The sequence below is a fragment of the Solwaraspora sp. WMMD1047 genome (assembly GCF_029626155.1).
Lineage (GTDB): Bacteria > Actinomycetota > Actinomycetes > Mycobacteriales > Micromonosporaceae > WMMD1047.
Genome location: NZ_JARUBL010000001.1, coordinates 5,456,706 through 5,483,306, shown reverse-complemented (window position 1 = coordinate 5,483,306; position 26,601 = coordinate 5,456,706). Strand labels below are relative to the sequence as shown.

The window sequence follows — 26,601 nt, the reverse complement described above, 5'->3', positions numbered from 1 at the left end:
CCGTCTCACGCAGTTCCGGCACGGCGGCGGGCTCGGCGAAAGCCGAGCCCGCCGCGCGTCGCGGGGTTGCCTTGTGGCTCGCGCTATCCCTCGGCGGTGGCGGCGTCGAGGTCGACGGGGACCGCGTCCGGCGCCACTGCCGCGCGGACGGATCCGGTGAAGGTCAGCCGGGACTCCCCGTCGGCTGCCGGGTCGTCCGCGCAGTCCACGACCACGATCTGGCCGGGGCGCAGCCCGTTGCAGAGGATCCGCTCGGAGAGGTTGTCCTCGATGTCGCGCTGGATCGTCCGGCGTAGTGGCCGGGCGCCCAGCACCGGGTCGAAGCCCTTGCGCGCCAGGTACCGCTTGGCGTTCTCGGTCAGCTCCAGCCCCATGTCCTTGTTGCGGAGCTGGGTCTCGATCCGCGCCAGGAAGATGTCGACGATCTGCCGAATCTCGTTCTGGCCCAGTTGGCGGAAGACGATTGTGTCGTCGATCCGGTTCAGGAACTCCGGCCGGAGATGCCGGTTGAGTTCGTCGTTGACCTTTGCCTTCATCCGGTCGTAGCCGCTGCTGGCGTCCTCGGACGCCTGGAACCCCGGCGACACGGCCTTGGCCACGTCGCGGGTGCCCAGGTTGGTGGTCAGGATGATGACCGTGTTCTTGAAGTCCACGATCCGGCCCTGACCATCAGTGAGCCGCCCGTCCTCCAGGATCTGCAGCAACGTGTTGAACACGTCCGGGTGGGCCTTCTCGATCTCGTCGAACAACACCACCGAGAACGGCCGCCGCCGCACCTTCTCCGTCAGCTGACCACCCTCGTCGTACCCCACATACCCGGGAGGCGCACCCACCAGCCGCGACACCGTGTACCGGTCATGGAACTCCGACATGTCCAACTGGATCAACGCGTCCTCGGACCCGAACAGGAACTCCGCCAGAGCCTTCGACAACTCCGTCTTACCCACACCCGACGGACCCGCGAAGATGAACGAACCAGACGGCCGCTTCGGATCCTTCAACCCGGCCCGCGTCCGCCGGATCGCCTTCGACACCGCCTTCACCGCGTCTTCCTGGCCGACGACCCGCTTGTGCAGCTCGTCCTCCATCCGCAGCAGGCGGGCGGTCTCCTCCTCGGTCAACTTGTACACCGGGATACCGGTCCAGTTCGCCAACACCTCAGCGATCTGCTCATCATCGACCTCGGACACCACGTCCAGATCGCCGGCCTTCCACTCCTTCTCCCGCTGCGCCTTCTGACCCAGCAGCTGCTTCTCCTTGTCCCGCAACTGCGCAGCCCGCTCGAAGTCCTGCGCGTCGATCGCCGACTCCTTGTCCCGACGCACCTGAGCGATCCGCTCATCAAAATCACGCAGATCCGGCGGCGCGGTCATCCGACGAATCCGCATCCGCGCACCCGCCTCATCGATCAGATCGATCGCCTTGTCCGGCAGGAACCGATCCGAGATGTACCGGTCAGCCAACGTCGCCGCCGCCACCAACGCCGCATCCGTGATGCTCACCCGATGATGCGCCTCATACCGATCCCGCAAACCCTTCAGAATCTCAACGGTGTGCGCCAGCGTGGGTTCAGCCACCTCGACCGGTTGGAGGCGGCGTTCCAGCGCCTTGTCCTTCTCGATGAACTTGCGGTACTCGTCCACCGTCGTCGCCCCGATCAGCTGCAACTCTCCCCGGGCCAGCATCGGCTTGAGAATCGCGGCCGCGTCGATGGCGCCCTCGGCGGCACCGGCGCCGACGAGCGTGTGGATCTCGTCGATGAACAGAATGATGTCGCCGCGGACGCCGACCTCCTTGAGCACCTTCTTCAGCCGCTCCTCGAAGTCACCCCGGTAACGCGAACCCGCCACCAAAGCGCCCAGATCCAGCGTGTAGAGCTGCTCGTCCTTCAGCGTCTCGGGCACCTCACCCGCGACGATCGCCTGGCACAGCCCTTCCACCGCGGCGGTCTTGCCGACCCCCGGTTCACCGATCAGGACCGGGTTGTTCTTCAGCCGGCGGGAGAGCACCTGCATCACCCGCTCGATCTCCCGCTCCCGGCCGATCACCGGGTCGAGCCGGCCGTCCCGGGCCCGCTGCGTCAGATTGATTCCGAACTGGTCGAGGACCGCCGACGGCGAGGGTGCGGCGGGCCGGCCGGGCGTGGCGGGCTGGCCGCCCTGGTCACCGGCGAGGAGCTGATTCACCTGCTGACGGACCCGGTTCAGATCCGCACCCAGCTTGACCAGCACCTGGGCCGCGACACCCTCACCCTCCCGGATCAACCCCAGCAGGATGTGCTCCGTACCGATGTAGTTGTGCCCGAGCTGCAACGCCTCACGCAGGGACAGCTCCAACACCTTCTTGGCCCGCGGCGTGAACGGAATATGCCCGCTCGGCGCCTGCTGACCCTGACCGATGATCTCCTCAACCTGCTGACGCACGCCCTCCAGCGAGATCCCCAGACTCTCCAGGGCCTTCGCCGCGACGCCCTCACCCTCATGGATGAGACCCAACAGGATGTGCTCCGTACCGATGTAGTTGTGGTTGAGCATCCGGGCTTCTTCCTGAGCCAGGACGACAACCCGACGGGCCCGGTCGGTGAACCGCTCGAACACGACACTCACGTCCTCGCGGCGGAGCCCCACGCACTCCGCCCAAGAGACGCGCGGGTACGCGCGGAAGCGGGTAGGAGAGTGAGTGCGCTGAGTCGGAGCCTCTTGGCGTTGGCGCGTGACCCGCGTGGGGGGCCTCGCTACGCTCGTGCAGGCGCGCTGCCCCCACAGAATACAACGATCCGACCTACGATCGGCGTGGGAGGACCACGATGAGCGGAAACCGCAGCCGACGACCCGTACCCGACCGCGCCCGCCGACGCGCGATCCGCGCCAAGGCCGCCGAGCTCGGCGTGCCGTACTCGGTCGCGGCCCGCCTGCTCAGGGCGCAGACGTCCGCGCCGACCGGCCGGCAGCGCCCCGGCTTCCCGGTCGGCGACGACGAACACCGGGCCTGGATGTTCGCTGCCCGCGAACACCGCACGTTCCACTCCCGGGTCCGCGACACCCGCCAGGCCGCCGATCTCCCGCTGGGTCGCGCCGCCCAGCTGACCACGCGGTTCCCGCCCCTGCGCGCCACCGCCGGGATCGGCCCGCTCTACCACGGTGAAGGTCGCGAGACGACCCTCGCGATGCTGTACGCCGTCCTCGCGCACGAGTCGCCGAGCCTGCTGCCCCCGGCGGACGAACTCGCCTGGGCGGCCGAGCTCGGCGAGGAAGCGGCCGTCGACATCGCCTGCGCGGCGATCGACCGGGCGGCCCGGCACCTGCTCGACAACGACCGGTGGCGGCTCTGGGCGCGGGTGGAGGCCGCCCTCGCCGCCGGCGGGGCGAGCCCCGACCGCCGGGTCCGGGACGCGGCGACCACCCTCGGCCGGGAGCTGCGATCCACGAGTCTGCGCGGCTCGCTCGACGGCGTCCGGCACATCCTCGACGCGCTCCTGGTCGAACCGTACGGCGGCCACCCACCCGGTATCCGGGTGGCTGTCGAGCGCCGGACCGGCACCGTCGTCGGTGCCCGCTGGGGTCGGACCGGCCCACCGACCGGGTACGAGGTGCGCCTCGACACCGAGCCGGGCATCCGCCTCGTGTCCGGCACCGACCTGGCCGACGCCTCGTCCGCCGAGCCGGAGCCGGTCTCCAGCTGAGCCGGTCGAGGTGGTGCGCCTGCGGCCGGTACAGCCGCACGGCGAAGCCAGTGGCACGCCTACTCTCCGGCGTCGTCCGGGCGGCGCGAGCGGAGGCTGGACCCGGCGTCGGCAGGATGTATGATGATCACACAATCGTGTTGGTTGGGCGCCGGGCGACGGCGTCATCCGAGGGGAGGACGCATGGAGCTGACCGCGGTGGTGACCGGCGCCGCCCGGGGGATCGGCCGCAGTGTGGTGACCCGACTGCGCGACGCCGGCTACCGGGTGGTCGCGGTGGACGTGGCACCCGAGGTCACCGAGCTGGCCGAGCCGGGCTGGCTGCTGCCGGTGGTCGCGGACGTGACCGACGACGGCACCCCGGCCGCTGTCGTGGGCCGTGCCGTCGCCGAGTTCGGCCGGCTCGACCTGCTGGTGAACAACGCGGCGCGATTCCTGCGCCGGCCGGCCCTGGAAACCACCGACGAGGACTTCGACCGACTCTTCGCCGTCAACGTGCGGTCGGTGTTCCGGCTCACCCGCGCCGCCCTGCCACAACTGACCGAAACCCGGGGGTGCGTCGTCAACACCGCCTCCATCTCCGGGCTGGTCGGCATCGCCAACCAGAGCGTCTACGCACTGACCAAGGGCGCGATCGTGCAGCTGACCCGGCAGCTGGCCATCGAGTACGCGGCCCGCGGCGTCCGGGTCAACGCGGTCGCGCCCGGGGCGGTGGACACCGAGTTCATGGCCGAGGCCCGGGCGGCCGACCCGGACCCCGCCGCGAGCCTGAAGGTGACCCTGGGCAACCACCCGATCGGGCGGATGTCCACGCCCGACGAGGTGGCCCGGGCGATCGTCTTCCTGGCCGCGCCCGAATCGGCCGGTATCACCGGCACAATCCTGAGCGTGGACGGCGGCTACGTCGCCCGCTGATCGGGCGCCTCCGCTATCGCCGCAAGCTCCTCGATCAGGATCGGGGCGGCGGCGGTGACCCCGTGGATGCCGAGCACCGAGGCGATCTCCATGACCTCCAGGATCTCCTGCGGCGTGGCCCCGTACCCGATGGCGTTTTCGATGTGCAGCTTGAGCCCCGGCTGGTAGAGGTGGGTGGCGGCGGTGTCGAAGGCGATGTAGACGAACTCCTTCACCTTCGGTTCGAGGGTGCCCGACCGCCACGGCACGGCGGAGAACTCGGTGTACGCCGTGAACATCTCCGGGTCGAGTTCGAGGATCTCGTCCCAGAAGGCGTGCCAGTATCCGCGGGTCCGGGTGAACTCGGCCTTGAGCTGCTCCTGCTCCTCGGTCAGCGGCGCCGGGCCGCTGCGCAGACCCTTCTCCTGCAGCACCTCGACCAGGATCGGCACGCCGATGTTCATCGCGTGGATGCCCAGGGTCGCCGAGAGTTCGAGCACCTCCATGATCTCCTGACCGGTGGCGCCCAGCTGGAGGGCGGCCCGGATGTGCTGGCGTACGCCGGGCAGGTACATGTGGGTGGCGTTGGCGTCGATCGCGATGTAGATGAACTCCTTGACCTTGTCGTCGAGGTGGTTCTTGCGCCACGGCACGGCGGAGAAGTCGAGGTACGCCCGGAGGAACTCCGGGTCGAGCCGGAGCACCCCCTCCCAGGTGTCGCTCCACGCCCCGCGTACCCGGATGAACTCCTGCTTGATCTCTTCCTGCCGGGCGGTCAACGCGCTCGGGTCAGTCATCGTCGGTTACCTCCTCCGCCCAGCTGGTGGCGCCGAGCGAGATCGCGGTGTGGGTCATGACCGAGTCGGGCGCGGCGCCGTGCCAGTGCCGCTCGCCGGGCGGCACCCAGACGGTGTCGCCGGCGCTGATGGTGCGCGGCCGCTCGCCGTCGGTGCAGATCAGCCCGCGTCCGGCGAGCACCTGCAGGATCTGGCCGTTCTCGTGCCGGTGCCAGTAGGTGCGGGCGCCGGGGGCGAAGAAGACCGTGGTGATGGTGACGCCGTCGGTGGCGGGCAGGACCGGGTCGAACCACACCTCGCCGGTGACCGTGTCGCGCTGGTCCGAGCCGATCCCGTCGGCCCGGCCGTGGACGATCCTCATCTGGTCGGTTCCTCTCTCGGGGGTGCCTGTTCCGTGGTGTGTAGCCGGACGCCGCCGGAGAGGTCGCCGATCGCGTCGACCACGGTGTTGCTGATCTCGTCGGCGTAGCCGAGCGCGCGGGCCAGCCCGAAGCTGGCCAGCGGTCCGGCCGAGTTGGGGCTGATCACGCCGAGCCGGGCCACCAGCTCGGCGTAGAGGTGCACGTCCTTGAGCATCAGGGTGTTGGTGAGCCCACCCTTGAGGTAGTCGCCGTGGATGATCTTCGGGAACCGGTTCAGGGTGGCGAAGTTGACCCCGGAGCTGGCGTTGAGGACCGCGAGCAGGGTTGCCAGATCCAGACCGGCCTTCTTCCCGGCGACCATCACCTCGGCGGTGGCCGACAACGCGATCGCGTTGAGAAAGTTGTTGAGCAGTTTGACCGTGTGCCCGGCGCCGCTCGGCCCACAGTGGAAGATGTGCGCCGAGAACAGTTCCAGGACCGGCCGGGCGCGGTCGAGGACCTCAGCCTCGCCGCCGACCATCAGGGTCAACGTCCCCTGCTCGGCCGCGGCCGCGCCGCCGGAGACACCCGCGTCGAGGTACGCCGCACCCCGGTCGGCGAGCAGCCCATGCAGCCTGGTGGTCGAGTCCGGAGCCGCGGTGGAGAGGTCGACCACGATCTGACCCGGTCGGGCGTGCGCGAGCACCCCGTCGTCGCCGAGCACGACCGCCTCCACCACCCGGCTGTCCGGCAGCGACAGCAGCAGCAGGTCGCTGCCGTCGGTCAACTCGCCGACCGACGCCGCCGGCTCCGCGCCGGTCGCGGTCACATGCTCCGGGCGTACGTCGTAGCCGAGCACGTCCCGGCCGCCGCCGGTGATGCAGGCGGCCATCCGGCCGCCCATGTTGCCGAGTCCGGCGAAGCCGATCCTCATCGGGGCTCCTCTCCGATCGTGGCGGCGTGGCCGATCGTGGCGGCGTGGCCGGTCAGTTCGCCCTCGGTGACCGGGGTGAACCGGGCCAGGGTGTCCGGGTCGTGGCCGGTGACCAGGTGGTCGACCGCGCCGGTGCCGACCATGGCGCGGATGCGTTCGAAGCCGGCGTACATGTCGACCAGGTTGGCCACCTGCGTGAACGGCATGCTGCGTTCGTACTCCTCGTAGTAGTGCACGGCGTCCGAGGCCAGCAGCACCACGCCGGCGTCGGTGTCGACGGTGACGACGGTCTGCCCGGGGGTGTGCCCGCCGACCCGGATCAGCCGCACCCCCGGCGCCAGGACCAGTTCGTCGCCGAAGGTCCGCAGCCGGCCCTCCCGGTCGGCCTGCCGCAGCAGGTCGATCTCCGCGTCCTCGACGGAGTGGTGCAGCAGGGTCCGGTCGGCGTAGGGGCCGGTCCAGAACTCGTACTCGGCGGCCGCGATGAGCACCGGCGAGGCCGGGAAGAGGTCGAGGTTGCCGATGTGGTCGTAGTGGGCGTGGGTGACCACCACCGGCGGCCCGGCGGCGGTCTCCACCCCCAGCGCGGCGAACGCCGTCGCCGGTTCGATCGTGGTGGTCCGCCGGCGGCGGGCACCCCCGGCCGCGGAGAACCCGGTGTCCACCACGATGGTGCGGTCGCGGTCGCGGATGAGCCAGAAGTAGTAGTCCATCCGGATTGGACCGTCGGGCTCGCCGTAGAGGTGGTAGTTCAGGTAGACGTCGCTGCGGACGGTCTGCCGGGTGCCGTACCGGACGATGGTGACCTGGTAGCGGGCGCCGGTCATGGCAGCAGCAGCTGTCCGGCGTTCGTCCCGACCAGTTGCCGGATGTCGGACTCGGAGATGCCCGCGTCCAGCAGGCCGCGCACGGCCCGGCGGTAGAGGGTCACCGGCAGCGGGTTGGTCTTCTGGCCGGAGTCCGAGGAGAGCACGGTCTGCCCGACCCCCACCTCCTTGATGAAGGTGAGCAGCTCGCCCAGGTCCCGGCGCCGCTCCGGGCGGCCGAAGTACATGATGATGCAGTGCTCGATGGTGACCCCCTGCCGGGCCCAGGCCACCGCCTGCTCGACCGAGGCCTCGACCACGAAGCAGGGGTGGTTCACCAGGATTCGCCCGACCCCGGCGGCGAGCGCGGCGTCGATCAGCGGCTGGGCCTCGTCGACCCCGAGGTGGCCGCAGGTCAACACTGCGTCCTCGGCCGCGATCACCGAGAGGATGTCCTGCACCTCGGGGAGCACCCGGCCCCGCTCGTCGAGGATCGAGATGATCTCGTTGGGACGCAGGTCCACCTCCGGGCTGGGGAAGCCCGAGTCGTGCCCGTCGTGGTGCCGGACGTGGGCGGCCGAGGAGAGCGTCGGGAACCACACCATCCGGCCGCCCATCCGCAGCGCCAGCTCGACCGCGTACGGGTTGAGGCCGCCGACGGTCCGGTTCAGCGCGATCCCGCCGTACACCTCGGTCGACACCTCGGCCAGGCCGGCGGAGCGCAGGGCCAGGATGTCGGTGACCATGCTGTGGTGGTGGGACTTGGCCACGATCGCCCGGAAGCCGACGCTGGCCGCGTCCCGGGCCGCGTCCAGGATGCTCATCCGCCTCGGGAACGGGCTCGGGCCGGGGTGCTGGTGCAGGTCCACCGCCCCGACCAGCAGGGCGTCGGCCTCCGGGTCGGCGACCTTGCGGTCGGAGTCCGCCTCGGGGTTGAACGGGTAGTCGACTGGGATCATGGTGTCTTCCTTGTCAGGGGTTCGTTCGTCAAGGCGGACTCGTCGGGGTTCACTCGGTGACCAGGACCTGGTGCTCGGGCCGCCAGTGGGCGATCACCCGGCGGCCCGGCTCGACCGCCGCCGCGGCGCCGACCGGCAGCACCGCGCAGCCGGTCGACTCGTCGTCGAAGGCCAGCTCCAGCCGGTAGTACGTGCCGTAGAAGGAGACGTCGGTGATGGTCGCCGGGGCGGTGTTGCTGCCGGCCGGCACCGCACCCTCCTCGTCGGCGACCTGCAGGTGTTCCGGCCGGACGATCAGCGCCTGCTCCTCGGCGGCGGCGGCGGGTGGCGCGGCCACGGCCCACTTGTGGCCGTGCCACTCGTAAACGTCCGCCGCCCGGTACCGGCCGGCGAAGACGTTCGACTCGCCGAGGAACCGCGCCACGAACTGGGTGGTGGGCCGGTGGTAGAGCTCGGCCGGGGTGCCGACCGCGACGATCCGCCCGCCGTCGAAGATCGCGATCCGGTCCGAGAGGGTCATCGCCTCGTCCTGGTCGTGGGTGACGAAGACGAAGGTCAGCCCCAGCTCCTGGTGCAGCCGCTTGATCTCACGCTGCAGCGACTGGCGCAGCTTGCGGTCCAGCGCGCTCAGCGGTTCGTCGAGCAGCAGCACGCTGGGGGAGAAGACCACCGCGCGGGCCAGCGCGACCCGTTGCTGCTGGCCGCCGGAGAGCTCGTGCGGCCGCCGGTTGCCCATCGCGCCCAGGTCGACCAGCTCCAGCGCCTCGCCGACCCGGCGGGCCGCCTCGGCGGCGGGCACCTTCCGCTCGCGCAGCGGGAAGGTGACGTTCTGGGCCACCGTCAGGTGGGGGAAGAGGGCGTAGTTCTGAAACACCATCCCGAAGTTGCGCTTGTGCGCCGGGGTCCGGGAGATGTCGCGGCCGTTGAGGACGATCCGGCCCGAGGTGGGCTCGGTGAAACCGACGATCATGTTGAGCGTGGTCGTCTTGCCGGAGCCGCTGGGCCCCAGCAGGGTGATGAACTCGCCCGGCTGGATGTCGAGGTTGATGTGGTCGACGGCGGCCGGTTCGCCGCTGCCGCCGTACCGCTTGCAGAGGTCCACCAGCTCGACCCGGCCGCCGCCGGTGCGGACGGCCGGTGCCGGCGGGTCCGGCTGCTGGTGCGTGGCGGAGCTCATCGGGTGCCTCTCTTCCCGCGTCGGGCGCCGGCGATCTGTGCGAACAGGATGGGAACGCTTACCAGCAGGACCATCACGCTCGACGCGGCGGAGATGGTCGGGTCGATCTGGATGGTGATGCTGTTGAACATCTGCACCGGCAGGGTGATCGCCCCGGGGGCCTGCAGGAACAGGGCGATGACCACCTCGTCCAGCGAGGTGACGAACGCCAGCACCGCGCCGGAGAGCACGCCGGGCAGCACCAGCGGCAGGGTGACCCGGCGGAACGCCGAGAGCGGGCTGGCGCCGAGGCTCGCCGCGACCTTGGGCAGCCGGTGGTCCATGCCCTGCAGCCGGGCGGTCACCGCGATCACCACGAACGGCAGGGCCATCGCCGTGTGGGCCAGGATGATGCCGAAGAGGGTGCCGTTGAGGCTCAGCCGCAGGAACGCGGCGAAGACCACCAGGGCGACCAGGATGTGCGGGACGATCATCGGCGAGAGCAGGAAGGCGTTCAGCGGCCCGCGCCAGCGCGGCCGCAGCCGCATCAGGCCGAACGCCGCGGTGGTGCCGAGCACGGTCGCGATCAGCGCGGTGTAGATGCCGACCTGGAGGGTGTTCAGGATCGCCGCGGTCCACTCGGGCGAGGTGAACAGCCGCTCGTACCACCGGGTCGACCAGCCCTGCGGCGGGAACTGGAAGGTCACCCCCGAGGAGAAGCTCATCGGGATCACCACCAGGGTGGGACCGGCGAGCAGAATCGCGACGATCGTGGTGTGCACCTTCAGCCACGGCCGCACCTCCGAGGCTCCCCGGCCCGACGGGGCGGTGCGGGTCGGCTGGCCGCCGGCCGCGACCACCGCCACGTTCTGCCCGGCCAGCCGGCGACTCAGGCCGAGCACCAGCAGGGTGACGGCGAGCAGGAACATGCCGATCGCGCCGGCCCCGCCGAAGTCGAGCAACTCCTTGGTACGCACGTTGATGACCTGGGCGATCATCGCGCTGCGGTTGGAGCCGAGCAGGGCCGGGGTGACGTAGAAGCCCAGCGCCAGCACGAAGACCAGCGACATGCCGGCGATCACCCCCGGGGTGGCCAGCGGCAGGTAGATCCGGCGGAAGGCGCGGGCGCGCGGCGCCCCGAGGCTCTGCCCGGCCGCCACCAGCCGCCCGTCGATCTGCGACATGGCGCTGTACATCGGCAGCACCAGGAAGGGCAGCAGCACCTGGGTCATCGAGATGCCCACCGCCAGCGTGGTGCCGAGCAGGGTGACGTCGCCGAGCCCGAACGGCCGCAGCGCCTGCTGGATCAGGCCGCCGTCCTGCATCAGCACCAGCCAGGCGAAGTTGCGGGCCATCATGCTGGTCCAGAACGGGACCAGCACGATCGTCACCAGCAGGGCGCGCATGGTCGGGCCGACCAGGGTCATCGCGTACGCGTACGGGAAGGCCAGCAGCGCACCCACGACGGCGACCACGAGCGCGACCAGCAGCGTCCGGCCGAGCACCCGGATGGTGTATCCGTCGGTGAACAGCGAGGCGTAGTTGTCCAGGCCGACGGTCGGTTCGGTGAAGCTGTCCACCACGACGTTGGCCAGCGGGGCGACGAAGAGGACCAGCAGGGCGATCAGCGACGGCAGCAGGAGCAGCCATCCGGAGGCGCGGACCCGGCTGGCGATCCGGGCCGGCCCGAGGCGTCCGGTGGGGGACGCCTCGGGCGCGGCGGTCGGCGCGGACATCTGCGTCAGCCGACCTTCCAGCTCGTCCAGCGCTGGACGAGCGCGTCGGTGTTCTCGATCCACCACTGCTTGTCCTGCTCGATGGTGCGGCCGCGGTCGGGCAGGAAGGCGTTGAACTTCTTCTGCTCGTCGGTGTAGCCGACCGATTCGAGGTCGACCTCCGGCCGGGAGGGAGCGGTGCCGGTCAGCTTGGCGTACGCGATGGACTGCTCGGGCTCGGTGACGAAGGCGAGCATCTCCTGGGCGAGGGCCTTGTTCGGGGTGCCCTTGGGGATGACCAGCGCGCCGATGTCGGTGGTGTTGAAGTCCCAGACCGGGACGAGGTTGGCGCCGCTCTGCGCCGAGACGATGGTCCGGGCGGTCACGGTCAGCACCATGCTGGCCTGCTTGTCGACGAGCATCTGCTGGATGGCGCCGTAGCTGGGGGCGAAGACCAGCGAGCTCCTGATCGTGTCGATCTTCCGGAAGGCCCGGTCGAGGTCGAGCGGGTAGACATCCTCCGGTGCCACCCCGTCGGCGACCAGCGCCGCCTCGAAGAGACCGGCCTTCGGGTAGTCGTAGACCACCCGCTTGCCGGGAAACTTCTCGACGTCGAAGAAGTCCTGGATCGTGGTCGGCTTGTCGCCGGGGTACATGTCGGCGTTGTAGCTGAAGATGTTGGCGTACCGGTAGGTCGGCACGAAGCACTCGCCGGTGGTGCCCTCCGGGAACTTGCTGCGGTCCAGCGCCGGGTCGTCGAGCTTCTCGAACAGCTCACCGCAGTACGCGCCGGCGTAGATCCAGCTCATGTTGGCCAGGTCCCAGATTGTCTTGCCCGCGGTCACCATCGCGCGCACCTGGGCCTGCTCGGCCGGGCTGACGTTGACGAACTCGGTGCCGGTCTTCTCGGTGAACGGCACCTGGAGGGCGTTCTTCTCGTCCTCCTGGAACTGGCCGCCGGTGCTGGCCCAGGTAAGCGTCTTCGCATCGGAGTCGCCGGAGTCGCCGCCGCCCACGCCGCAGGCCGACACGAGCAGAGCGCATGTCAGGATAGCGGTAAATGTGCCTAGTTTTCTCATTTTATCGCCTTCTTCATGATCTAAGAGTGTCGCCTCGTCGTCACGGTTGGGGATGGGACGGCGCTTCTCGGTGCCGTTCCGTCGGTCCGCTCCGGCCGCCGGCCGGAGCGCTCAGGGGTGGTCCGACCCGTTGTCCAGTGGGCTGACCATCCGCCGGCTGATCGTCTCGGCGCCCGAGAGCAGGGCTCGGGCCAGCGGGCTGTCGATTTCCTCGGGGACGAATTGCGAGATGTCGACGGCGGCCAGGGTCGCCACCACCCGGCCCGCCGGGTCCCTGACCGGGGTGGCCACGGCGCTGACGCCGTCGCGCGGGCTCTGGCGGATGGAGATCCCGGTCCGGCGGACCTCCGCCAACTCGGCTTCGGTCGCGTCCGCGGCGGGTGCGCCACGGAACCGGTAGAAGGACTCGTCCCGGAAGGCCCAGAAGACCAGGGTCTGCGCGGCGCTCGGCCCGAGGTGGCTGCCGACCGCTATCGAGACGTGCGCCGTCCGGCTGCTGTCCTCGCGGACCTGTGCCACCACCGGGCAGATGCCGTTCCACACGCTCAGCACGATGGTGTGCCGAACCCGAACGCTGATCTCCTCCATCACCGGGCCGGCCAGGTCGACGACCCCCAACCGGGACAGGGCCATGGTGCCCAGCTCGGCCAGGAGCACGCCGAACTCGTACCGGTTGCGGTCCCGGCGTTGCAGGAGACCGTGGTTCTCCATCGAGGCGAGGTACCGGTGCGCGGTGGACTTGCCGACGCCGAGCTCCTCGGCCGCCGACACCAGGTCGATGCTGGAGTTGCCCGCGAGCAGGCGGAGCAGCTGGACGACCCGGGCCACCACCTGGAGGTCGCCACTGGCGATCTCCAGCTGGTCGGCGCGCGGACCCCGAGCGGTGTTGCTGGACATCGCGCACCTCCCTCGCCTCCGGCTGCGTCCCGCATTGCGGGGTGACCGTCCGTGTATCCGGTACCCGTGGAATCTAGGTGACCCCTCCCACGCCGTGTCAAGGGCTAGCGAGGTTTCGGTTCGACTTCTTGAAGGTTAATTCTCGCGGGTGACATCATTGTATGATTGGCCTACAATCTTGGCTAGTGCTGATCATGCGAATGTGGAGGTGGACATGCGCGGACTCGCCGGCAAGGTGGCCGTGGTGACCGGCGCGTCCGGCGGCATCGGCGCGGCCACCGCCCGTCGCCTCGCCGAGGAGGGCGCCCGCGTCGTGGCGGTGGACCTCGACGAGGCCGGGGCGCGCGCGGTCGCCGAGTCGCTGCCCACCGAGGCGATCGGGGTTCGCGCCGACGTCTCGGCCGAGCAGGACGTGGCGGGCTACCTGGCGGCCGCGGTCGAGCGGTTCGGCCGGGTCGACCTGCACCACCTCAACGCGGGCATCCCCGGGTCGCTGGCCCCCCTGCCCGAGCTGACGGTGGCCGACTTCGACCGGGTCATGGCGGTCAACGTCCGCGGCGTCTTCCTCGGCGTACGGGCGGCCTTCCGCCAGTACGCCGCGCAGGGCGGGGTCGGCAGCATCGTCATCACCGCCTCGATCGGCAGCCTGCGCGGCAGCGCCGATCTGCTCGCCTACCAGACCTCCAAGCACGCGGTGCTCGGGTTGCTGCGCGGCGCCGCGATGTACGGCGGCCCCCTTGGCGTCCGGGTGAACGCGGTGGCCCCGGGCATCGTCCCCACCGACCTGTTCGCCGCGACCCCGCAGGTTGCCGGCGGGCGGGACGACATGGCCCGGCGGGCCAGCAGCACACCGCTGCGCCGGGCCGGCACCGGCGACGAGATCGCCGGCGCGGTGGCCTTCCTGCTCAGCGACGACGCCACCTACCTCACCGGCGAGGTGGTCTCGGTCGACGGCGGCGCCAGCATCGTCAGCACGGTGCGGCCGTCGGGCGGCGCCGGCGCCTGGGACTTCGCCGGCTACGACCGCGCGCTGTACGGCTCCGGCTGACCCGGCGCCCACCCGCCTGGCGACCGCGCTCCCGCCGCCCGCCCGCGACCGCCCACCGCCCTCCTGCCCGGCGACCGGTGCGGGCTACGGCCCGGTGACCGGCTGTGGTGCGGCGGCCTCGATGTCGGTGTGCACGTCGACCACCACCGGCCGGCCGGCGTGCAGGGCGCGGTCCAGCGCCGTCGGCAGGTCGCCGGGCCGGTCCACCCGGATGCCCAGCGCACCCATCTCCTCCGCGATCCGCGCGAAGTCCACCTCGCGGTAGGTCCACAGCTCCCGGGAGCGTTCGGTGCCCTGGCCGCCGTACGCCCGGTCGAAGCCCCGCCGGCTCTGGTTGCCGCCGTGGTTGTTGTTGACCACGGTGACCAGGTTGACCCCGCGTCGGGCGGCGGTCTCGATCTCGCCGAGGTGGTAGTAGAGGCCGGCGTCGCCGGTGAAGACCACCACCGGCCGCTCCGGCGCGGCGCACTTGGCGCCGATCCCCGCCGAGAACGCCCAGCCCAGGTGGCCGGCGCTGCGCAGGTAGCTCTGCCCGGCGGCGGTCACGTCGTGGAACTGGGCCAGCCACATTCCGGCGTGCCCGGTGTCGACCAGCAGGACGGCGTCGTCGGGCAGGCCGGCGGTCAGCTCACCGGCGATGCGTTCCGGCCGGATCGGCACCGCGTCGCTGGTCAGCACCGCACGGTAGCGCGCCCGCCAGGCCGCCCGCAGCGCCTCGACCTCGGCCAGCCAGGCCGTCCGGTCCGGCTGCCGGTGCCGGCTGGCCAGGGCGAGCATCCTGGTGAGAGCCGCCTTCGCGTCGGCGACCACCGACGCCCGCAGCGGATAGTTGCGGCCGAGCTGCGTCGCCTCGATGTCGATCTGGACGGCCGGGGTGCCGGCCGGCGGCACGGCCCAGAAGTGGGTGGTCATGCCGCCGGTCCCGGTGCCGATGAAACAGACCAGATCGGCCCGGGCGACCACCTGGTTCGCGCACTCCCGGGAGTAGGTGCCGACCACCCCGACCGACCTCGGGTGGGTGCCCGGGATGGTGTCCTTGCCGTTCGCCGAGGTGGCCACCGGGATGCCCAGCGACTCGGCGAGCGCCACCAGTTCGGCGCCGGCGCCGGAGTGCCGGACCCCGCCGCCGGCCACGATCACCGGTCGCACGGCCTCGGCCAGCAGCCGCAGCACCGCCGTCACGGACTCGTCGTCCGGGGTGGGGCGGACGGCGGGCACCCGGGCGAAGCCCGGCTCCACCACCGGCTCGACGTCGGTGGGTTCCGTGTCGAGCTGCCCCTCGTTGCCCTGGATCTGCAGGTGCACCGGGCCGGGGGCGCCGGTGGTGGCGACCCGGAAGGCATGCCGGAGCATGTCCGGGAACCGGTCGGCGTCGTCGATCGTCGCGTTGAACTTGGTCACCGGGTCGAACGCGGGCAGGTCGTCGACCTCCTGGTAGACCTGCCGGAACTTGGTGGCCGGTGAGCGGCCGCCGGTCAGGGCGAGCACCGGGGAGCCGGCCAGGAACGGTTCGCGCAGGCCGGCGGCGAGGTTCAGCGCCCCGACCACCTGGGCCGCCGTGACGCCGGGTCGGCCGGAGACCCGGGCGTACCCGTCCGCCATGTAGGCGGCGGACTTCTCGCCGTGGGTGACCACCGTGGTGATGTGCGGGTGGTGCCGTTCCAGCTCGGCCAGGGTGCGCCGCAGGATCGCCGGGACCAGGAACAGGTGGGTGACGCCGTAGCCGTCGAGCAGGTCCGCGACGACCCGGGCGCCAATGCGCCGGGTCACCCGGCGACGACCCCGACCGCGGCGTTCCCGGTCGAGGAGCCGGCGGCCGCGGCCTCCTGGCGTACCTCTTCGATGGTCCGTTCGGCGAGTCGGAACGACTCCAGGGCGGCCGGTGCGCCGCAGTACGCGGCGGTCTGCAGCAGCGCCTCCTGGATCTCCGCCTCGGTGCAGCCGTTGCGCAGCGCGCCCCGGATGTGCACCGTGAACTCGTGCGGCCGGTTCAGCGCGGTAAGCATCGCCAGGTTCAGCAGGCTGCGGGTGCGCCGGTCGAGCCCGGGGCGGGACCAGACGTCACCCCAGCAGCTCGCCGTCACGTACTCCTGCACCACCCGGGTGAAGTCGGTGGCCGCCAGCATCGACCGGTCCACGTGCGCGTCGCCGAGCACCTCGCGTCGGACCCGGTTGCCGCGTTCGAGCCGGCTGTCGTCATCACTCATGGACCGCTCCTGTGGTCGATAGGCAGGGGCAAAGCGTACGACCATCATACAATCTTGGGAAGCGGCGAGAAGAGCGCGAGTGGGTGCTGTGCTGCGGCGGGGTGCTACCCGGCGTTCTGTTCGGCGAGCGCGAGCAGCGCGACCCGGCCCGCCTCCTCGACGTGCCGGGCGCAGGCCGCCGCGGCGGCCTCGGCGTCGGAGGCCTGGACGGCGTCGACGATCGCGCGCAGCTCCTTGACGCTGTGCTCCAGCCGGCCGGGGACCGAGGTCGACAGCGACCGCAGCATGCTCACCCGGGCGTGCAGGCCACCGACCACCGCGCGCAGCGCCTCGTTGCCGCCGCCCTCGAAGAGCACGTCGTAGAAGTCGTCCTTCGCGGCCAGGATCGGCCCGCCCTTGGCGGCCTGCCGCTCCACCCGCTCCAGGGCGCGGACCAGCGCCCGGCGCTGGGCGGCGGTGGCGTGCGCGACGAAGAGCCGACCGGCCAGCGCCTCCAGCGCGGAGCGCACCTGGTAGAGCTGGCGGGCCTCCTCGGGGCTGACGCTGGTGACCACCATGCCCTTGTTGGGGATCGCGGTGACCAGCCCTTCGGCGGCGAGTTCCCGCAGCGCCTCCCGGACGCTGGTGCGGGAGACGCCGGTCAACTCCACCAGCTCCCGCTCGATCAGGCGCTGCCCCGGCGCGAGTCGGCGGTCGAGGATCGCCTGGCGCAGGTTCTCCAGGACCTGCGAGCGGATGAGGGCAGGGTTCCGCTCCACGCGCAACACATTCGTCTGTGTCACCGCAGCCTCCCTCTCATGCCCCAACCCGTGGGGCACATCGTACCCAGTCCATGCCGCTCGGCGGGAGGTGGCGCAGGTGCGTCGGCGCCGGTCCCGTTGTTTCAGATCGTATGACGATGCTACAATTTTTTGGCCCCGTACCCCTGGTGAGGAGCGTCATGGCGCGGTTGGGATTCGCTCGCAGGCTGGCCTCGGCCGACCGGTGCCTGGCCGGCACCTGGGTGAAGATACCGGCCCTGGAGCCGATCGAGATCCTGGCCGACGCCGGGTTCGACTTCATCGTCATCGACCAGGAGCACGCGCCGCTGACCTTCGAGTTCGCGTACCAGGCGACGGTGGCGGCGCAGGGCGTCGGGCTGTCGGTCCTGGTCCGCGTCCCGGACCGCAGCGGCAGCCACCTGCAACGACTGCTCGACGCCGGGGTGGACGGGATCCTGGTGCCCCGGGTCACCTCAGTCGCCGAGGCGACCGCGACGATCCGGCAGATGATCTTCTCGCCCCGCGGCGACCGGGGCCTCGGCACCACCTCGCGGGCCGGCCGGTGGGGCGGCACCCCCCGGGACGAGTACCTGCGCTTCGGGGACGAGGAGGTGCTGCGCGCCGTGCAGTTGGAGGAGCGCGCGGCGGTCGAGGCCGTCGACGAGATCCTCGACGTGCCAGGCCTCAACGGGGTGTTCCTCGGCATGGGCGACCTGCAGCTCTCGTCCCGCCGGCCGCAGTCCGACCCGGAGATCCAGCAACTGGCCGACCGGTTCCTGACCGCCGCGAACGCGCGCGGCATCCCGGCCGGCACCGCGGTGGCCACCGCCGAACAGGCGCGACAGGCCGCCGACCAGGGCTACCGGTACGTGATGGTCAGCAACGACACCAGCCTGCTGCGCTCGGCCGCGACCTCGGTCGTCGGCGCGCTGCACAACCGACCCGCCTGAGACACCACCCGAATCCAGAGTCTGAGGAGCACCCGTGGCGTACGAATCCAACGACCTGCGCTCCACCCTGCCGTCCAGCACCGCGACCGCGCCGACCCCCGAACGGTTCTCCGGCGCCGAACACGTCCAGTTCCGCGACCTGCCGCCGGTGGAGAAGGGCGACACCGTCTCGACCTGGTACGCCCGCGGCCAGAACTTCGTCGTCGGCTACTCCGAACTCGACGGCACGACCACCTTCAGCCGCACCGACCAGCCGGACGAGTACGTCGTACTGCTGGCCGACGACTCGCTGACGGCGCAGGCCCGGGCCGGCGACGACCAGGTCGACGCGGCCGGCCGCACCATGCTCGTCCTGCCCCCCGGCGACAGCACCGTCACCGTCACCGGGCAGGGTCGGGTGCTGCGGCTGGTGACCAGCCGCTCCACCGACCTCGCCGACCTCGCCGCGAACGCGGACTCCTACGCCGAGCGGCACGAGAACATCGCGCCCTTCCAGCCCTGGCCCGAGCCGCCGGCGGGCTACCGGATCCGCAGCTACGACCTGACCGTCACCCCTTTGGCGAACCCGCCGTTCCGGCTCTACCGGTGCACCACCTTCATGGTCAACTTCATCGACCCGAAGCAGGGACCGCGCGACCCGTCGAAGATGTCGCCGCACAAGCACGACGACTTCGAGCAGTGCTCGATCGTGCTGGCCGGGGAGTACGTCCACCACATCCGCTGGCCGTGGACGACGAACAAGGCGAACTGGCGCCCCGACGAGCACCAGCGGGTGCTCGCCCCGGCGGTCACCGTCATCCCGCCGCCCTCGCTGCACACCAGCGAGGCCGTCGACCCGGTGACGAACCACCTGATCGACGTGTTCTGCCCGCCACGGTTCGATTTCTCCGCAATGGACGGCTGGGTGTTCAACGCCGACGACTACCCGGCGCCGGAACCGCGATGACGGCAACCGCGCCGGATGCGACCCCGGCGAAGAACGGGCGCGAGCCGATCCGGGTGGCCATCATCGGCGCCGGTCTCGGTGGCATCGCGGCCGCCGTCAAGCTGCGTCGGAGCACCTCGGCCCAGGTCGTGATCTTCGAGCAGTCCGCCGGCGTCGGCGGCACCTGGTACGACAACCGGTACCCGGGGTGCGAGGTGGACGTGCACTCGCACGCGTACTCGTTCTCCTTCCTGAAGTACGACTGGCCGCGTACCCATGCCACCCAGCCGGAGCTGCTCGCCTACGCCGAGCATGTGGTGGACCGGTTCGGGCTCCGCCCGCTGCTGCGGCTGAACACCCGGGTCACCGAGCTGGCCTGGGAGGAGTCGACGAGCACCTACCGGTTGTCCACCGAGCGCGGCGACAGCGAGGAGTTCGACGTGGTCATCTCCGCGCTGGGCCTGCTCAACGTGCCCCGCTACCCCGAGTGGCCGGGCCTGGACACCTTCGTCGGCCCCTGCTTCCACACCTCACGGTGGGAGGAGCACGACCTGACCGGCAAGACGGTGGCGGTGGTCGGCACCGGGTCGACCGCGGTGCAGATCGTGCCGGCGATCGCCCCGGCCGCGCGCCAGGTCTACGTCTTCCAGCGCGAGCCGGGCTGGATCGAACCGAAGAACGAGCGGGAGTTCACCGCGCGCGAACGGTCGTGGTACCGCCGGGTGCCGTTCGCCCAGCGGCTGAACCGGGCCCGGATCTTCCACCAGGGCAACCGCCGGTTCAAGGGCTACGACGTCGGGTCGCGCCGCCAGCGCCGGATGCGCGAGGTGTGTGAACGGTTCATCGCCGCCACCATCGACGATCCGGCCACCCGGGCGGCGGTCACCCCGCACTACCCGTGGGGCTGCAAGCGGCCGGTGCTCTCCTCCACCTTCTACCCGACCCTGAACCGGCACGACGTGGAGCTGGTCCCGCACGCGGTGCGGCAGGTGACCCCGACCGGGGTGATCGACGCGACCGGCACCCGGCGCGACATCGACGTGCTGATCCTCAGCACCGGGTTCCAGCCGACGAAGTTCCTCTCCAGCCTGGACGTCAAGGGTCGCGACGGACGCAGCATCCACGACGTCTGGCGGGAGCGGGCCAGCGCCTTCCTGGGCATCACGGTGCCCGGCTTCCCCAACTTCTTCATGCTGTACGGACCGAACACCAACGGCGGCGTGTCGGTGATCGCCCAACTCGAACGCCAGGCCGAGGTCGTCGTGCGGTCCGTGCGGCGGCTGGAGCGCACCCGGAGGCGGTTGGTCGACACCTCGCCGGCCGCGACCCGGCGCTTCCTGGCCTGGATCGACCGGCGGATGGTGACCCACGCGTCGGCCATGAACGCCGGCTGCCACAACTACTACCACGACCCGGCGGGCCACAACGTGACCCAGTGGCCGGCCGGGCACCTCGCCTACGCCCTCGCTACCCGCCTGCTCACCCGGTTCGGGCTGCGGACCTCGCGCTGACCGGCACGGTCCGGCTGGTCGCGATGGCGGCGTAGCTGGCTGCGCTCGGCTTCGGCGTACGGGCGAAGGTGGCTCTGTCGACCGTGTGCAGACCGAAGTGGAAGGTGTAGCCTGCAGTCCACTCGAAGTTGTCCAGCAGGGTCCAGTGGCAGTAGCCGAGCACCGGTACGCCGTCCTCGATCGCGTCGAGCAGGCCGGCCAGCGACGGCTCGATGAAACCGGCCCGCAGGGTGTCGTCGTCGGTGCCGATGCCGTGCTCGGTCACGAAGACCGGCACGCGGCTGACCTGGTGTGCGTACCGCACGGCGCCGCCGAGCGCCGCCGGGTCGATCGCCGAGCCCAACTGGTGGAGGGTGGCCTCCGGCGGCGGCGGCAGCAGACCGTCGCCGTCGTACACCGCGCTCTCGTAGTTCTGGATGCCGATGAAGTCGTCGTCGCGGGCGACCCGCAGCCAGTGGTCGTACAGTTCGGCGCGCTTGCGGTCGCGCAGGGCCGGGTCGTCGCCGGCCACCCGGTCGTCCACGATCGCGATTGACAGGCCCACGGGAAGGTCGGACCGCCTGGCCTTGATCGCCTCCCGGGCGGCGAGGTGGCCCGCCGTCATGCCGTCGCGCATCGCGTCGAACTCCTCGGGCAGCATGATGTTGCTGACCCGGTAGCGGGGCACGCTGCAGGCTACGGCCGCCGCCTGCAGCGTGGCCCGCTCCAATTGCAGTACGGCTGCCGGCGGCCCCGCCCAGGCCAGCAGCTGCGGCAGGTTCGGCTCGTTGAGGGTGACGGCGGCGGCGATCCGGTCACCGAAGTGTTCCATCACCCGGTCGCAGTACCGGGCGAACAGCCCCGGCGCGGCGGGGTTCAGCCAGCCGGCCCGCTTGGCGAACCAGTGTGGACTGGTCAGGTGGTTCAAGGTCACCACCGGCGCCAGCCCGCGCCGCAGGCAGTCGTCGACGACGGCCGCGTAGTGCGTCAACGCCTCGGCGGAGAACTCACCCTCCCGCGGCTCGATCCGGGCCCACTCCAGGGAGAACCGGAAGGCGTCCAGCCCCATGGCCTGGACCAGGTCGAGGTCCTCCCGCCACCGTTCCCAGCTGTCACAGGCCCGGCCGGAGCGTTCGGTGAAGACGGTCGGCGTCACGTTCTCCAGAAACCAGGTGTCGCTGCTGGTGTTGCCGCCCTCGGTCTGGTGGCCGGAGGTGGCGACACCGAAGAGAAAGCCGTCGGGGAAGCGCCGCATCCGGCCAGCCTAGTTGCGAACCAGCCGGGCGGGGCGCCCGGCTACGGCGCCGGCAGCGCGCTCGGGTGGCCGCCGGCCAGCGAGACCTCGGCCACGTGTAGACCGTCGTCGAACGTGGCCGAGGGGAACCGGTCCCAGACCGCCGCCTCGTGGAACGGCAAGATCCGGCGGCTCTGCCCGCCGACGTCGGTCAGCATGGCGTCGGCCAGGTCGAGCCAGCTGGCCGCGTTGCCGGTGGTCATCGCGATCGGCGCGAACACCCCGTCGCCCCGGATGCCCTCGACGTTCTCGTAGCTGTAGACGTTGTCCCCGGCGAAGACCCAGGTCCCGTCCGCCGAGTTGGTGACGGTGACGAGCTGCGACCCGGCCGTGTGGGTGTCGTACGCCGGGCGCAGGTGCAGGCCCGGCGCCACCTCGGCGGCCCCGTCGACCAGGGTGGCGGGCCGGGCCGCCAACCGCTGCGGCAGGTCGGCCTGGCAGGACCGGGTCAGGAACTCGAACCGGGCCGGCCGGGCGGCGGCGGCCAGGTAGCCGTCGATCTCCCGCCGCTGGATCCAGACGTGCGCGGCGGGGAAGCCGTCGAGGCGGCCGGCGTGGTCGAAGTGGTTGTGGGTCAGCAGGACGGTGTCGACCCGCTCGGCGGCGACGCCGACCCGGGCAAGGGCGTCGACCGGATCGCACCAGCGGGTGTCGCCGTACTTGGCGGTCAACCGCTCGTGGATCACCGGGTCGGCGAAGCCGGTGTCGACGAGCACGCAGCGGTCCGCCGACCGGACCAGCCCGAAGCAGTACGGCATCCGCCGGTGTCCCTCGTTGGGCTGGGCGGCGAAGAGGTTGCTGGCCGGGAAGCGGTCGACGTAGCCGTACTCGATGATCCAGATCGACCAGTTCACGACGCGGCCGGCGGCTGCACGTCGAAGACGGCGAGCTGCCAGGCCACCATCGTGTAGTAGCCGATGATGGTGACCAGCTCGAAGAGCCCGACCTCGGTGAGCACGGCGGCGGCGGCGTGGAACTCGGCCTCGTCCAGGGTGCCCCGGTCCAGCACCGCCCGGGTGGTCCGCCAGACGCACGACTCCAGCTCCGACAGGTTCGCCGGCTCCGCGCCGGCGGCCAGCGCCGCCAGGTCCGCCTCGGTGAGGCCGGCGGCCAACCCGGCGCGTTGGTGTGCGTACAGCTCGAAGGGGCTGTCGTGGTGGTGGCCGACCAGCAGGATGGCGATCTCGCAGGCCCGGGTGGGTAGCTGCGAGCCGAACCGGACAGCGGTGCCGATCTGCTGCAGCGCCTGGCCGAACTGGGCGCTGAGCACCCAGATCGCCGGCGGTCCCTGGAGCCGTCCGTCGGCGTCGACGAGCACGTACGGGTTGTCGGGGGTGGCCCGGGGTCCGCTGGCGTACCGGTCGTAGACGGCCCGCTGGCCCGCGGACATCCGCGTCGGATCGACGTGCTCGACTCTCATGCCGGTTCTCCCAGGAAGGCGCGGGGATTTGTGGAAACCATCGTGGTGATCTGCTCGGCCGTCCAGCCGAGGTAGGCGAGCTGCTCGACGAACATCCGCAGGCACTCCGGTTCGGGCGGCACCCAGCGGGAGAAGACGTCCGTGGTGAGGACGACCCGCTGCGGCCCGACGGCGGCCAGCGCCTCGTGCACGTCCCGGATGCGCAGGTGCCCGTCCGGGTGCACCAGCGGGGCGTTGCAGAACTCAAGGTACGCGCCCATGCCGACGAATTCGCGCAGTTGCGCCGGGTCCGCCGTGTAGTGCAGTGGGTGCGTGATCAGCAGCCGTTGGCCGACCTCGGCGCAGTACGCGGCGACGGCCCGGCTCTCGGCGGGCGAGGCGTGGCCGGTGGCCAGCGCGAGCCCGAGCGCCCGGCAGGCGTCGATGACCGCCCGGGTCTGTCCGGAGAGCGCTCCGTTCGGGTCGCAGAGCGAGATGGCCGACCGGGTGGCGTACTCGTCGAAGGCGGGCGCGACCCGGCCCAGCAGTGTCGAGATGTATCCGCCGCGGGCCACGTCGGCGGCGGCGCCCCAGGTCGGCAGGAACACCACCCGGGCGCCGTGGGCGGCCGCCAGCTCGACCACGCTCGGCTCCAGGCCGCCGACCGGGGGATTGAGGGTGATGCTGCCGTACACCTGGAAGGTGGTGTCGGCGAGCGCCCGGCGCACGTCGCGGGCGCGGTCCATGGTGGCCCAGAGGTGCGACTTGAGGACCCAGCCGGACATCCCGTACGCGTGCGCCAGCCGGGCCACGGCGGCGTCCGCGCCCCGGTTCGGCAGCCCGGTGGAGAGGTCGGGTTGGCCATGTACGTGCAGGTCGACGGCGCCGCGCAGGAGGCGACCGAAGTCGTCCGGCTGGGCGGCCACGAACAGGTCAGGTTGCTGGTCGGGCACCGTTGAATTGTATGACCGTACGACACTAGACTCAACGCCGGCCCCGGATATCTGGCGGACAGGGAGGGCGGTTCGTGACGGCATCGCTGGCCGGGAAGATCATCCTCGTCGTCGGCGCGAGCAGCGGCATCGGCGCCGACACGGCCCGCGTCCTCGCCGCCGACGGGGCGACGCTGATGCTCGTCGCCCGCCGGACCGAACCGCTGGCGGCCGTCGCCGCCGAGCTGGCGGAGGCGGGACACCAGGTCGCCTACCGGACCGGGGACGTGTCGCGGGCGGCCGACGTCGCGGGCTTCGTCGAGGCGACCGTGGCGCGGTTCGGGAAGCTGGACGGGGCCGTCAACAACGCGGCGATGCCGCAGAGCGGCCGCCTCGACGAGGTGCCGGAGGAGGACTTCGACCGGATCATGGCGGTGAACGTGAAGGGCACCTGGCTATGCCTTCGCGAACAGGTCCGGGTCATGCGGTCCGGCGGCTCGATCGTCACCCTGAGCAGCATCGGCGGCCTGCGCGGCAGCTCCGGCATGGGGGCGTACCAGGCCAGCAAGCACGCCGTCATCGGCCTGACCCGGACCGCCGCGCACGACTTCGGCCCGCTCGGCATCCGGGTGAACGCGATCGCGCCCGGACCGACCGAGTCGCCGATGCTCGACCACACCCGGCGGGCGATCCCCGGCGGCGTCGAGGCCCGCATCGCGGCCACCCCGCTGCGCAAGGCCGGCACCGGCGCGGAGGTCGGCGCGGTGGCGTCCTTCCTGCTCAGCGACCGGGCGAGTCACCTCAGCGGAGTGGTGCTGCCGGTCGACGGCGGCTTCCTCGCCTGACAAAGGAGCACACCCATGACCCTGCACGCCGACCTGTTCATCGACGGCCGGTGGCGGCCCGGTTCGGACGGCCGCCGCTTCGACGTGATCGACCCCGCCGACCTGTCGGTCGTCGCCCGGTTCGCGGTCGCCACCGAGGCGGACTGCCTGGCCGCCGTCGACGCCGCGGCGGCCGCCCAGCCGGGCTGGGCGGCCACCGCCCCGCGCGAGCGCGGCGAACTGCTACGCCGGGCGTACGAACTGCTCACCGCCGAGGTCGAGCAGCTCGCCGAGGTGATCGTGCGGGAGAACGGCAAAGCCTGGCCGGACGCCCGCGCCGAGGCGAGCTACGCGACCGAGTTCTTCCGCTGGTTCGCCGAGGAGGCGGTACGGATTCCCGGCGACTACCGGCTCTCGCCGGCCGGCGACAAGCGCATCATCGTCGACCGGCAGCCGATCGGGGTGTCCCTGCTCATCACCCCCTGGAACTTCCCGGCGGCGATGGCGACCCGCAAACTCGCCCCGGCCCTGGCCGCCGGCTGCACGACGGTCCTCAAGCCGGCCCGGGAGACCCCGCTCACCGCCGCCTACATCGTCGACGCGCTGGCCCGCGCCGGGACGCCGGCCGGCGTGGTGAACCTGGTGACCCCGGTGCCGACCGGTCCGCTGGTGCAGCTGATGATCGACCGTCCCGAGGTCCGCAAGCTCTCCTTCACCGGCTCCACCGAGGTCGGCCGGGAACTCCTGCACGCCTGCGCCGACACCGTGGTCAGCACCTCGATGGAGCTCGGCGGCAACGCCCCGTTCATCGTGCTGCCCGGCGCGGACCTGGACCAGGCGGTGGCCGGCGCGATGATCGCCAAGATGCGCAACGGCGGCTCCGCCTGCACCTCGGCCAACCGCTTCTACGTGCACCGCAGCCTGCACGACGAGTTCGTCGCCCGGATGGACGCCGCCCTCGGCGCGCTGACCGTCGGCCCCGGCCTCGACCGCGCGAACGACCTCGGCGCCCTGGTCTCGGTGGCGGAGCGCGACAAGGTGGCCCGCCTGGTCGAGACGGCGCTGGCGGACGGCGCCACGCTGCGGCGCGGCGGGCAGGCGTCCGCCGACGGGGCGTTCTACGACGCCACGCTGCTCACCGGCGTCGCGCACGGCTCGACCATCACCGGCACCGAGATCTTCGGCCCGGTGACGGCCGTGGTCAGCTTCGACGACGTCGACGACGCGGTCGCGATGGCCAACGACACCATCTTCGGCCTGATGGCGTACGTCTTCGGCGAGGAACGCGAGGCGATCGCCGTCGCCCGCCGCCTGGAGAGCGGGATGGTGGCCGTCAACCGTGGCGTCGTCAGCGACCCGGCCGCCCCGTTCGGCGGGGTCAAGCAGAGCGGCCTCGGCCGGGAGGGCGGCTTCGACGGCATCGCAGAGTTCCTGGAGGAGAAGTACATCGCGCTGACCGCCTGAGCGACACGTCTTCCGGAGTTCACGTCAGCGCCGCCGGATCGTCGGCG

General features: G+C 71.4%; 25 protein-coding genes. 8 read left to right on the top strand and 17 right to left on the bottom strand.

What is annotated here, in order from left to right:
* Window positions 1-83: 83 nt before the first annotated feature.
* Window positions 84-2,597 (bottom strand): ATP-dependent Clp protease ATP-binding subunit, encoded by a 2,514-nt coding sequence (locus O7627_RS25010; protein WP_278098424.1) that lies wholly within the window; start codon window positions 2,595-2,597, stop codon window positions 84-86.
* A gap of 209 nt (window positions 2,598-2,806) precedes the next feature.
* Here O7627_RS25010 and O7627_RS25005 point away from each other — a divergent pair, with 209 nt between their 5' ends.
* Window positions 2,807-3,682 (top strand): hypothetical protein, encoded by an 876-nt coding sequence (locus O7627_RS25005; protein WP_278095918.1) that lies wholly within the window; start codon window positions 2,807-2,809, stop codon window positions 3,680-3,682.
* Window positions 3,683-3,865: 183 nt separating this feature from the next.
* Complete coding sequence (locus tag O7627_RS25000; protein WP_278095917.1) at window positions 3,866-4,597, top strand: SDR family oxidoreductase; 732 nt, start codon at window positions 3,866-3,868, stop codon at window positions 4,595-4,597.
* Here the strand turns inward: O7627_RS25000 and O7627_RS24995 are convergent.
* From O7627_RS24995 to O7627_RS24955, 9 genes are all read right to left on the bottom strand, one after another.
* The gene (locus O7627_RS24995; RefSeq protein ID WP_278095916.1) at window positions 4,582-5,373 is read right to left on the bottom strand and encodes a carboxymuconolactone decarboxylase family protein; all 792 of its coding nucleotides are present in this window, start codon (window positions 5,371-5,373) and stop codon (window positions 4,582-4,584) included. The two genes, O7627_RS25000 and O7627_RS24995, sit on opposite strands and share 16 nt — an antisense overlap.
* On the bottom strand, window positions 5,366-5,734 hold the full coding sequence (locus O7627_RS24990; RefSeq protein WP_278095915.1) for a cupin domain-containing protein: 369 nt from the start codon (window positions 5,732-5,734) through the stop codon (window positions 5,366-5,368). The genes O7627_RS24995 and O7627_RS24990 overlap by 8 nt, the downstream gene beginning before the upstream one ends.
* A complete protein-coding gene (locus O7627_RS24985) occupies window positions 5,731-6,648 on the bottom strand; it encodes an NAD(P)-dependent oxidoreductase (RefSeq protein WP_278095914.1) in 918 nt (305 codons plus the stop codon). The genes O7627_RS24990 and O7627_RS24985 overlap by 4 nt, the downstream gene beginning before the upstream one ends.
* Entirely contained in the window at window positions 6,645-7,475 is an 831-nt protein-coding gene (locus tag O7627_RS24980) for an N-acyl homoserine lactonase family protein (protein WP_278095913.1), read from the bottom strand. Before O7627_RS24980 ends, O7627_RS24985 begins: the two co-directional genes overlap by 4 nt.
* The gene (locus O7627_RS24975; protein ID WP_278095912.1) at window positions 7,472-8,413 is read right to left on the bottom strand and encodes a DUF6282 family protein; all 942 of its coding nucleotides are present in this window, start codon (window positions 8,411-8,413) and stop codon (window positions 7,472-7,474) included. Before O7627_RS24975 ends, O7627_RS24980 begins: the two co-directional genes overlap by 4 nt.
* 49 nt (window positions 8,414-8,462) lie before the next feature.
* The gene (locus O7627_RS24970; protein ID WP_278095911.1) at window positions 8,463-9,590 is read right to left on the bottom strand and encodes an ABC transporter ATP-binding protein; all 1,128 of its coding nucleotides are present in this window, start codon (window positions 9,588-9,590) and stop codon (window positions 8,463-8,465) included.
* Entirely contained in the window at window positions 9,587-11,305 is a 1,719-nt protein-coding gene (locus O7627_RS24965) for an ABC transporter permease subunit (RefSeq protein WP_278095910.1), read from the bottom strand. The genes O7627_RS24970 and O7627_RS24965 overlap by 4 nt, the downstream gene beginning before the upstream one ends.
* A 5-nt stretch (window positions 11,306-11,310) precedes the next feature.
* Window positions 11,311-12,315, bottom strand: coding sequence for an extracellular solute-binding protein (locus tag O7627_RS24960; RefSeq protein ID WP_278095909.1), 1,005 nt, complete (start codon window positions 12,313-12,315; stop codon window positions 11,311-11,313).
* Window positions 12,316-12,474: 159 nt separating this feature from the next.
* Window positions 12,475-13,260, bottom strand: a complete 786-nt coding sequence (locus O7627_RS24955) for an IclR family transcriptional regulator (RefSeq protein WP_278095908.1) — start codon at window positions 13,258-13,260, stop codon at window positions 12,475-12,477.
* A gap of 214 nt (window positions 13,261-13,474) precedes the next feature.
* Here O7627_RS24955 and O7627_RS24950 point away from each other — a divergent pair, with 214 nt between their 5' ends.
* The gene (locus tag O7627_RS24950; protein WP_278095907.1) at window positions 13,475-14,308 is read left to right on the top strand and encodes a glucose 1-dehydrogenase; all 834 of its coding nucleotides are present in this window, start codon (window positions 13,475-13,477) and stop codon (window positions 14,306-14,308) included.
* An 84-nt stretch (window positions 14,309-14,392) separates the two neighbouring features.
* On the opposite strand, the gene O7627_RS24945 is transcribed toward O7627_RS24950, so the two are convergent.
* From O7627_RS24945 to O7627_RS24935, 3 genes are all read right to left on the bottom strand, one after another.
* On the bottom strand, window positions 14,393-16,078 hold the full coding sequence (locus O7627_RS24945) for a thiamine pyrophosphate-binding protein (RefSeq protein WP_278095906.1): 1,686 nt from the start codon (window positions 16,076-16,078) through the stop codon (window positions 14,393-14,395).
* Complete coding sequence (locus O7627_RS24940) at window positions 16,075-16,515, bottom strand: carboxymuconolactone decarboxylase family protein (protein ID WP_278095905.1); 441 nt, start codon at window positions 16,513-16,515, stop codon at window positions 16,075-16,077. Before O7627_RS24940 ends, O7627_RS24945 begins: the two co-directional genes overlap by 4 nt.
* Window positions 16,516-16,619: 104 nt before the next feature.
* The gene (locus O7627_RS24935) at window positions 16,620-17,297 is read right to left on the bottom strand and encodes a GntR family transcriptional regulator (protein WP_278095904.1); all 678 of its coding nucleotides are present in this window, start codon (window positions 17,295-17,297) and stop codon (window positions 16,620-16,622) included.
* Between the two features lie 158 nt (window positions 17,298-17,455).
* Between O7627_RS24935 and O7627_RS24930 the strand changes: the two genes are divergently transcribed.
* The 3 genes from O7627_RS24930 to O7627_RS24920 are packed head-to-tail and all read left to right on the top strand — an operon-like array spanning window position 17,456 to window position 20,662.
* Window positions 17,456-18,226, top strand: coding sequence for an aldolase/citrate lyase family protein (locus O7627_RS24930; protein WP_278095903.1), 771 nt, complete (start codon window positions 17,456-17,458; stop codon window positions 18,224-18,226).
* 34 nt (window positions 18,227-18,260) lie between these two features.
* Window positions 18,261-19,172, top strand: a complete 912-nt coding sequence (locus O7627_RS24925; protein WP_278095902.1) for a hypothetical protein — start codon at window positions 18,261-18,263, stop codon at window positions 19,170-19,172.
* Window positions 19,169-20,662, top strand: a complete 1,494-nt coding sequence (locus O7627_RS24920; protein ID WP_278095901.1) for an NAD(P)/FAD-dependent oxidoreductase — start codon at window positions 19,169-19,171, stop codon at window positions 20,660-20,662. Before O7627_RS24925 ends, O7627_RS24920 begins: the two co-directional genes overlap by 4 nt.
* On the opposite strand, the gene O7627_RS24915 is transcribed toward O7627_RS24920, so the two are convergent.
* From O7627_RS24915 to O7627_RS24900, 4 genes are read right to left on the bottom strand one after another with little or no spacing between them, the layout of a single operon-like run.
* Complete coding sequence (locus O7627_RS24915; RefSeq protein WP_278095900.1) at window positions 20,631-21,896, bottom strand: family 1 glycosylhydrolase; 1,266 nt, start codon at window positions 21,894-21,896, stop codon at window positions 20,631-20,633. The genes O7627_RS24920 and O7627_RS24915 overlap by 32 nt on opposite strands.
* 41 nt (window positions 21,897-21,937) lie before the next feature.
* Complete coding sequence (locus O7627_RS24910) at window positions 21,938-22,789, bottom strand: N-acyl homoserine lactonase family protein (protein ID WP_278095899.1); 852 nt, start codon at window positions 22,787-22,789, stop codon at window positions 21,938-21,940.
* On the bottom strand, window positions 22,786-23,355 hold the full coding sequence (locus tag O7627_RS24905) for a carboxymuconolactone decarboxylase family protein (protein ID WP_278095898.1): 570 nt from the start codon (window positions 23,353-23,355) through the stop codon (window positions 22,786-22,788). Before O7627_RS24905 ends, O7627_RS24910 begins: the two co-directional genes overlap by 4 nt.
* Window positions 23,352-24,287 carry a DUF6282 family protein gene (locus tag O7627_RS24900; RefSeq protein WP_278095897.1) on the bottom strand — a complete coding sequence of 312 codons (936 nt, stop codon included), beginning with the start codon at window positions 24,285-24,287 and terminating at the stop codon, window positions 23,352-23,354. Before O7627_RS24900 ends, O7627_RS24905 begins: the two co-directional genes overlap by 4 nt.
* A 74-nt stretch (window positions 24,288-24,361) precedes the next feature.
* Between O7627_RS24900 and O7627_RS24895 the strand changes: the two genes are divergently transcribed.
* Both O7627_RS24895 and O7627_RS24890 read left to right on the top strand, forming a co-directional pair.
* Window positions 24,362-25,111, top strand: coding sequence for an SDR family oxidoreductase (locus tag O7627_RS24895; protein ID WP_278095896.1), 750 nt, complete (start codon window positions 24,362-24,364; stop codon window positions 25,109-25,111).
* 15 nt (window positions 25,112-25,126) lie between these two features.
* Window positions 25,127-26,554, top strand: coding sequence for an NAD-dependent succinate-semialdehyde dehydrogenase (locus tag O7627_RS24890; protein ID WP_278095895.1), 1,428 nt, complete (start codon window positions 25,127-25,129; stop codon window positions 26,552-26,554).
* Window positions 26,555-26,601: the final 47 nt, after the last annotated feature.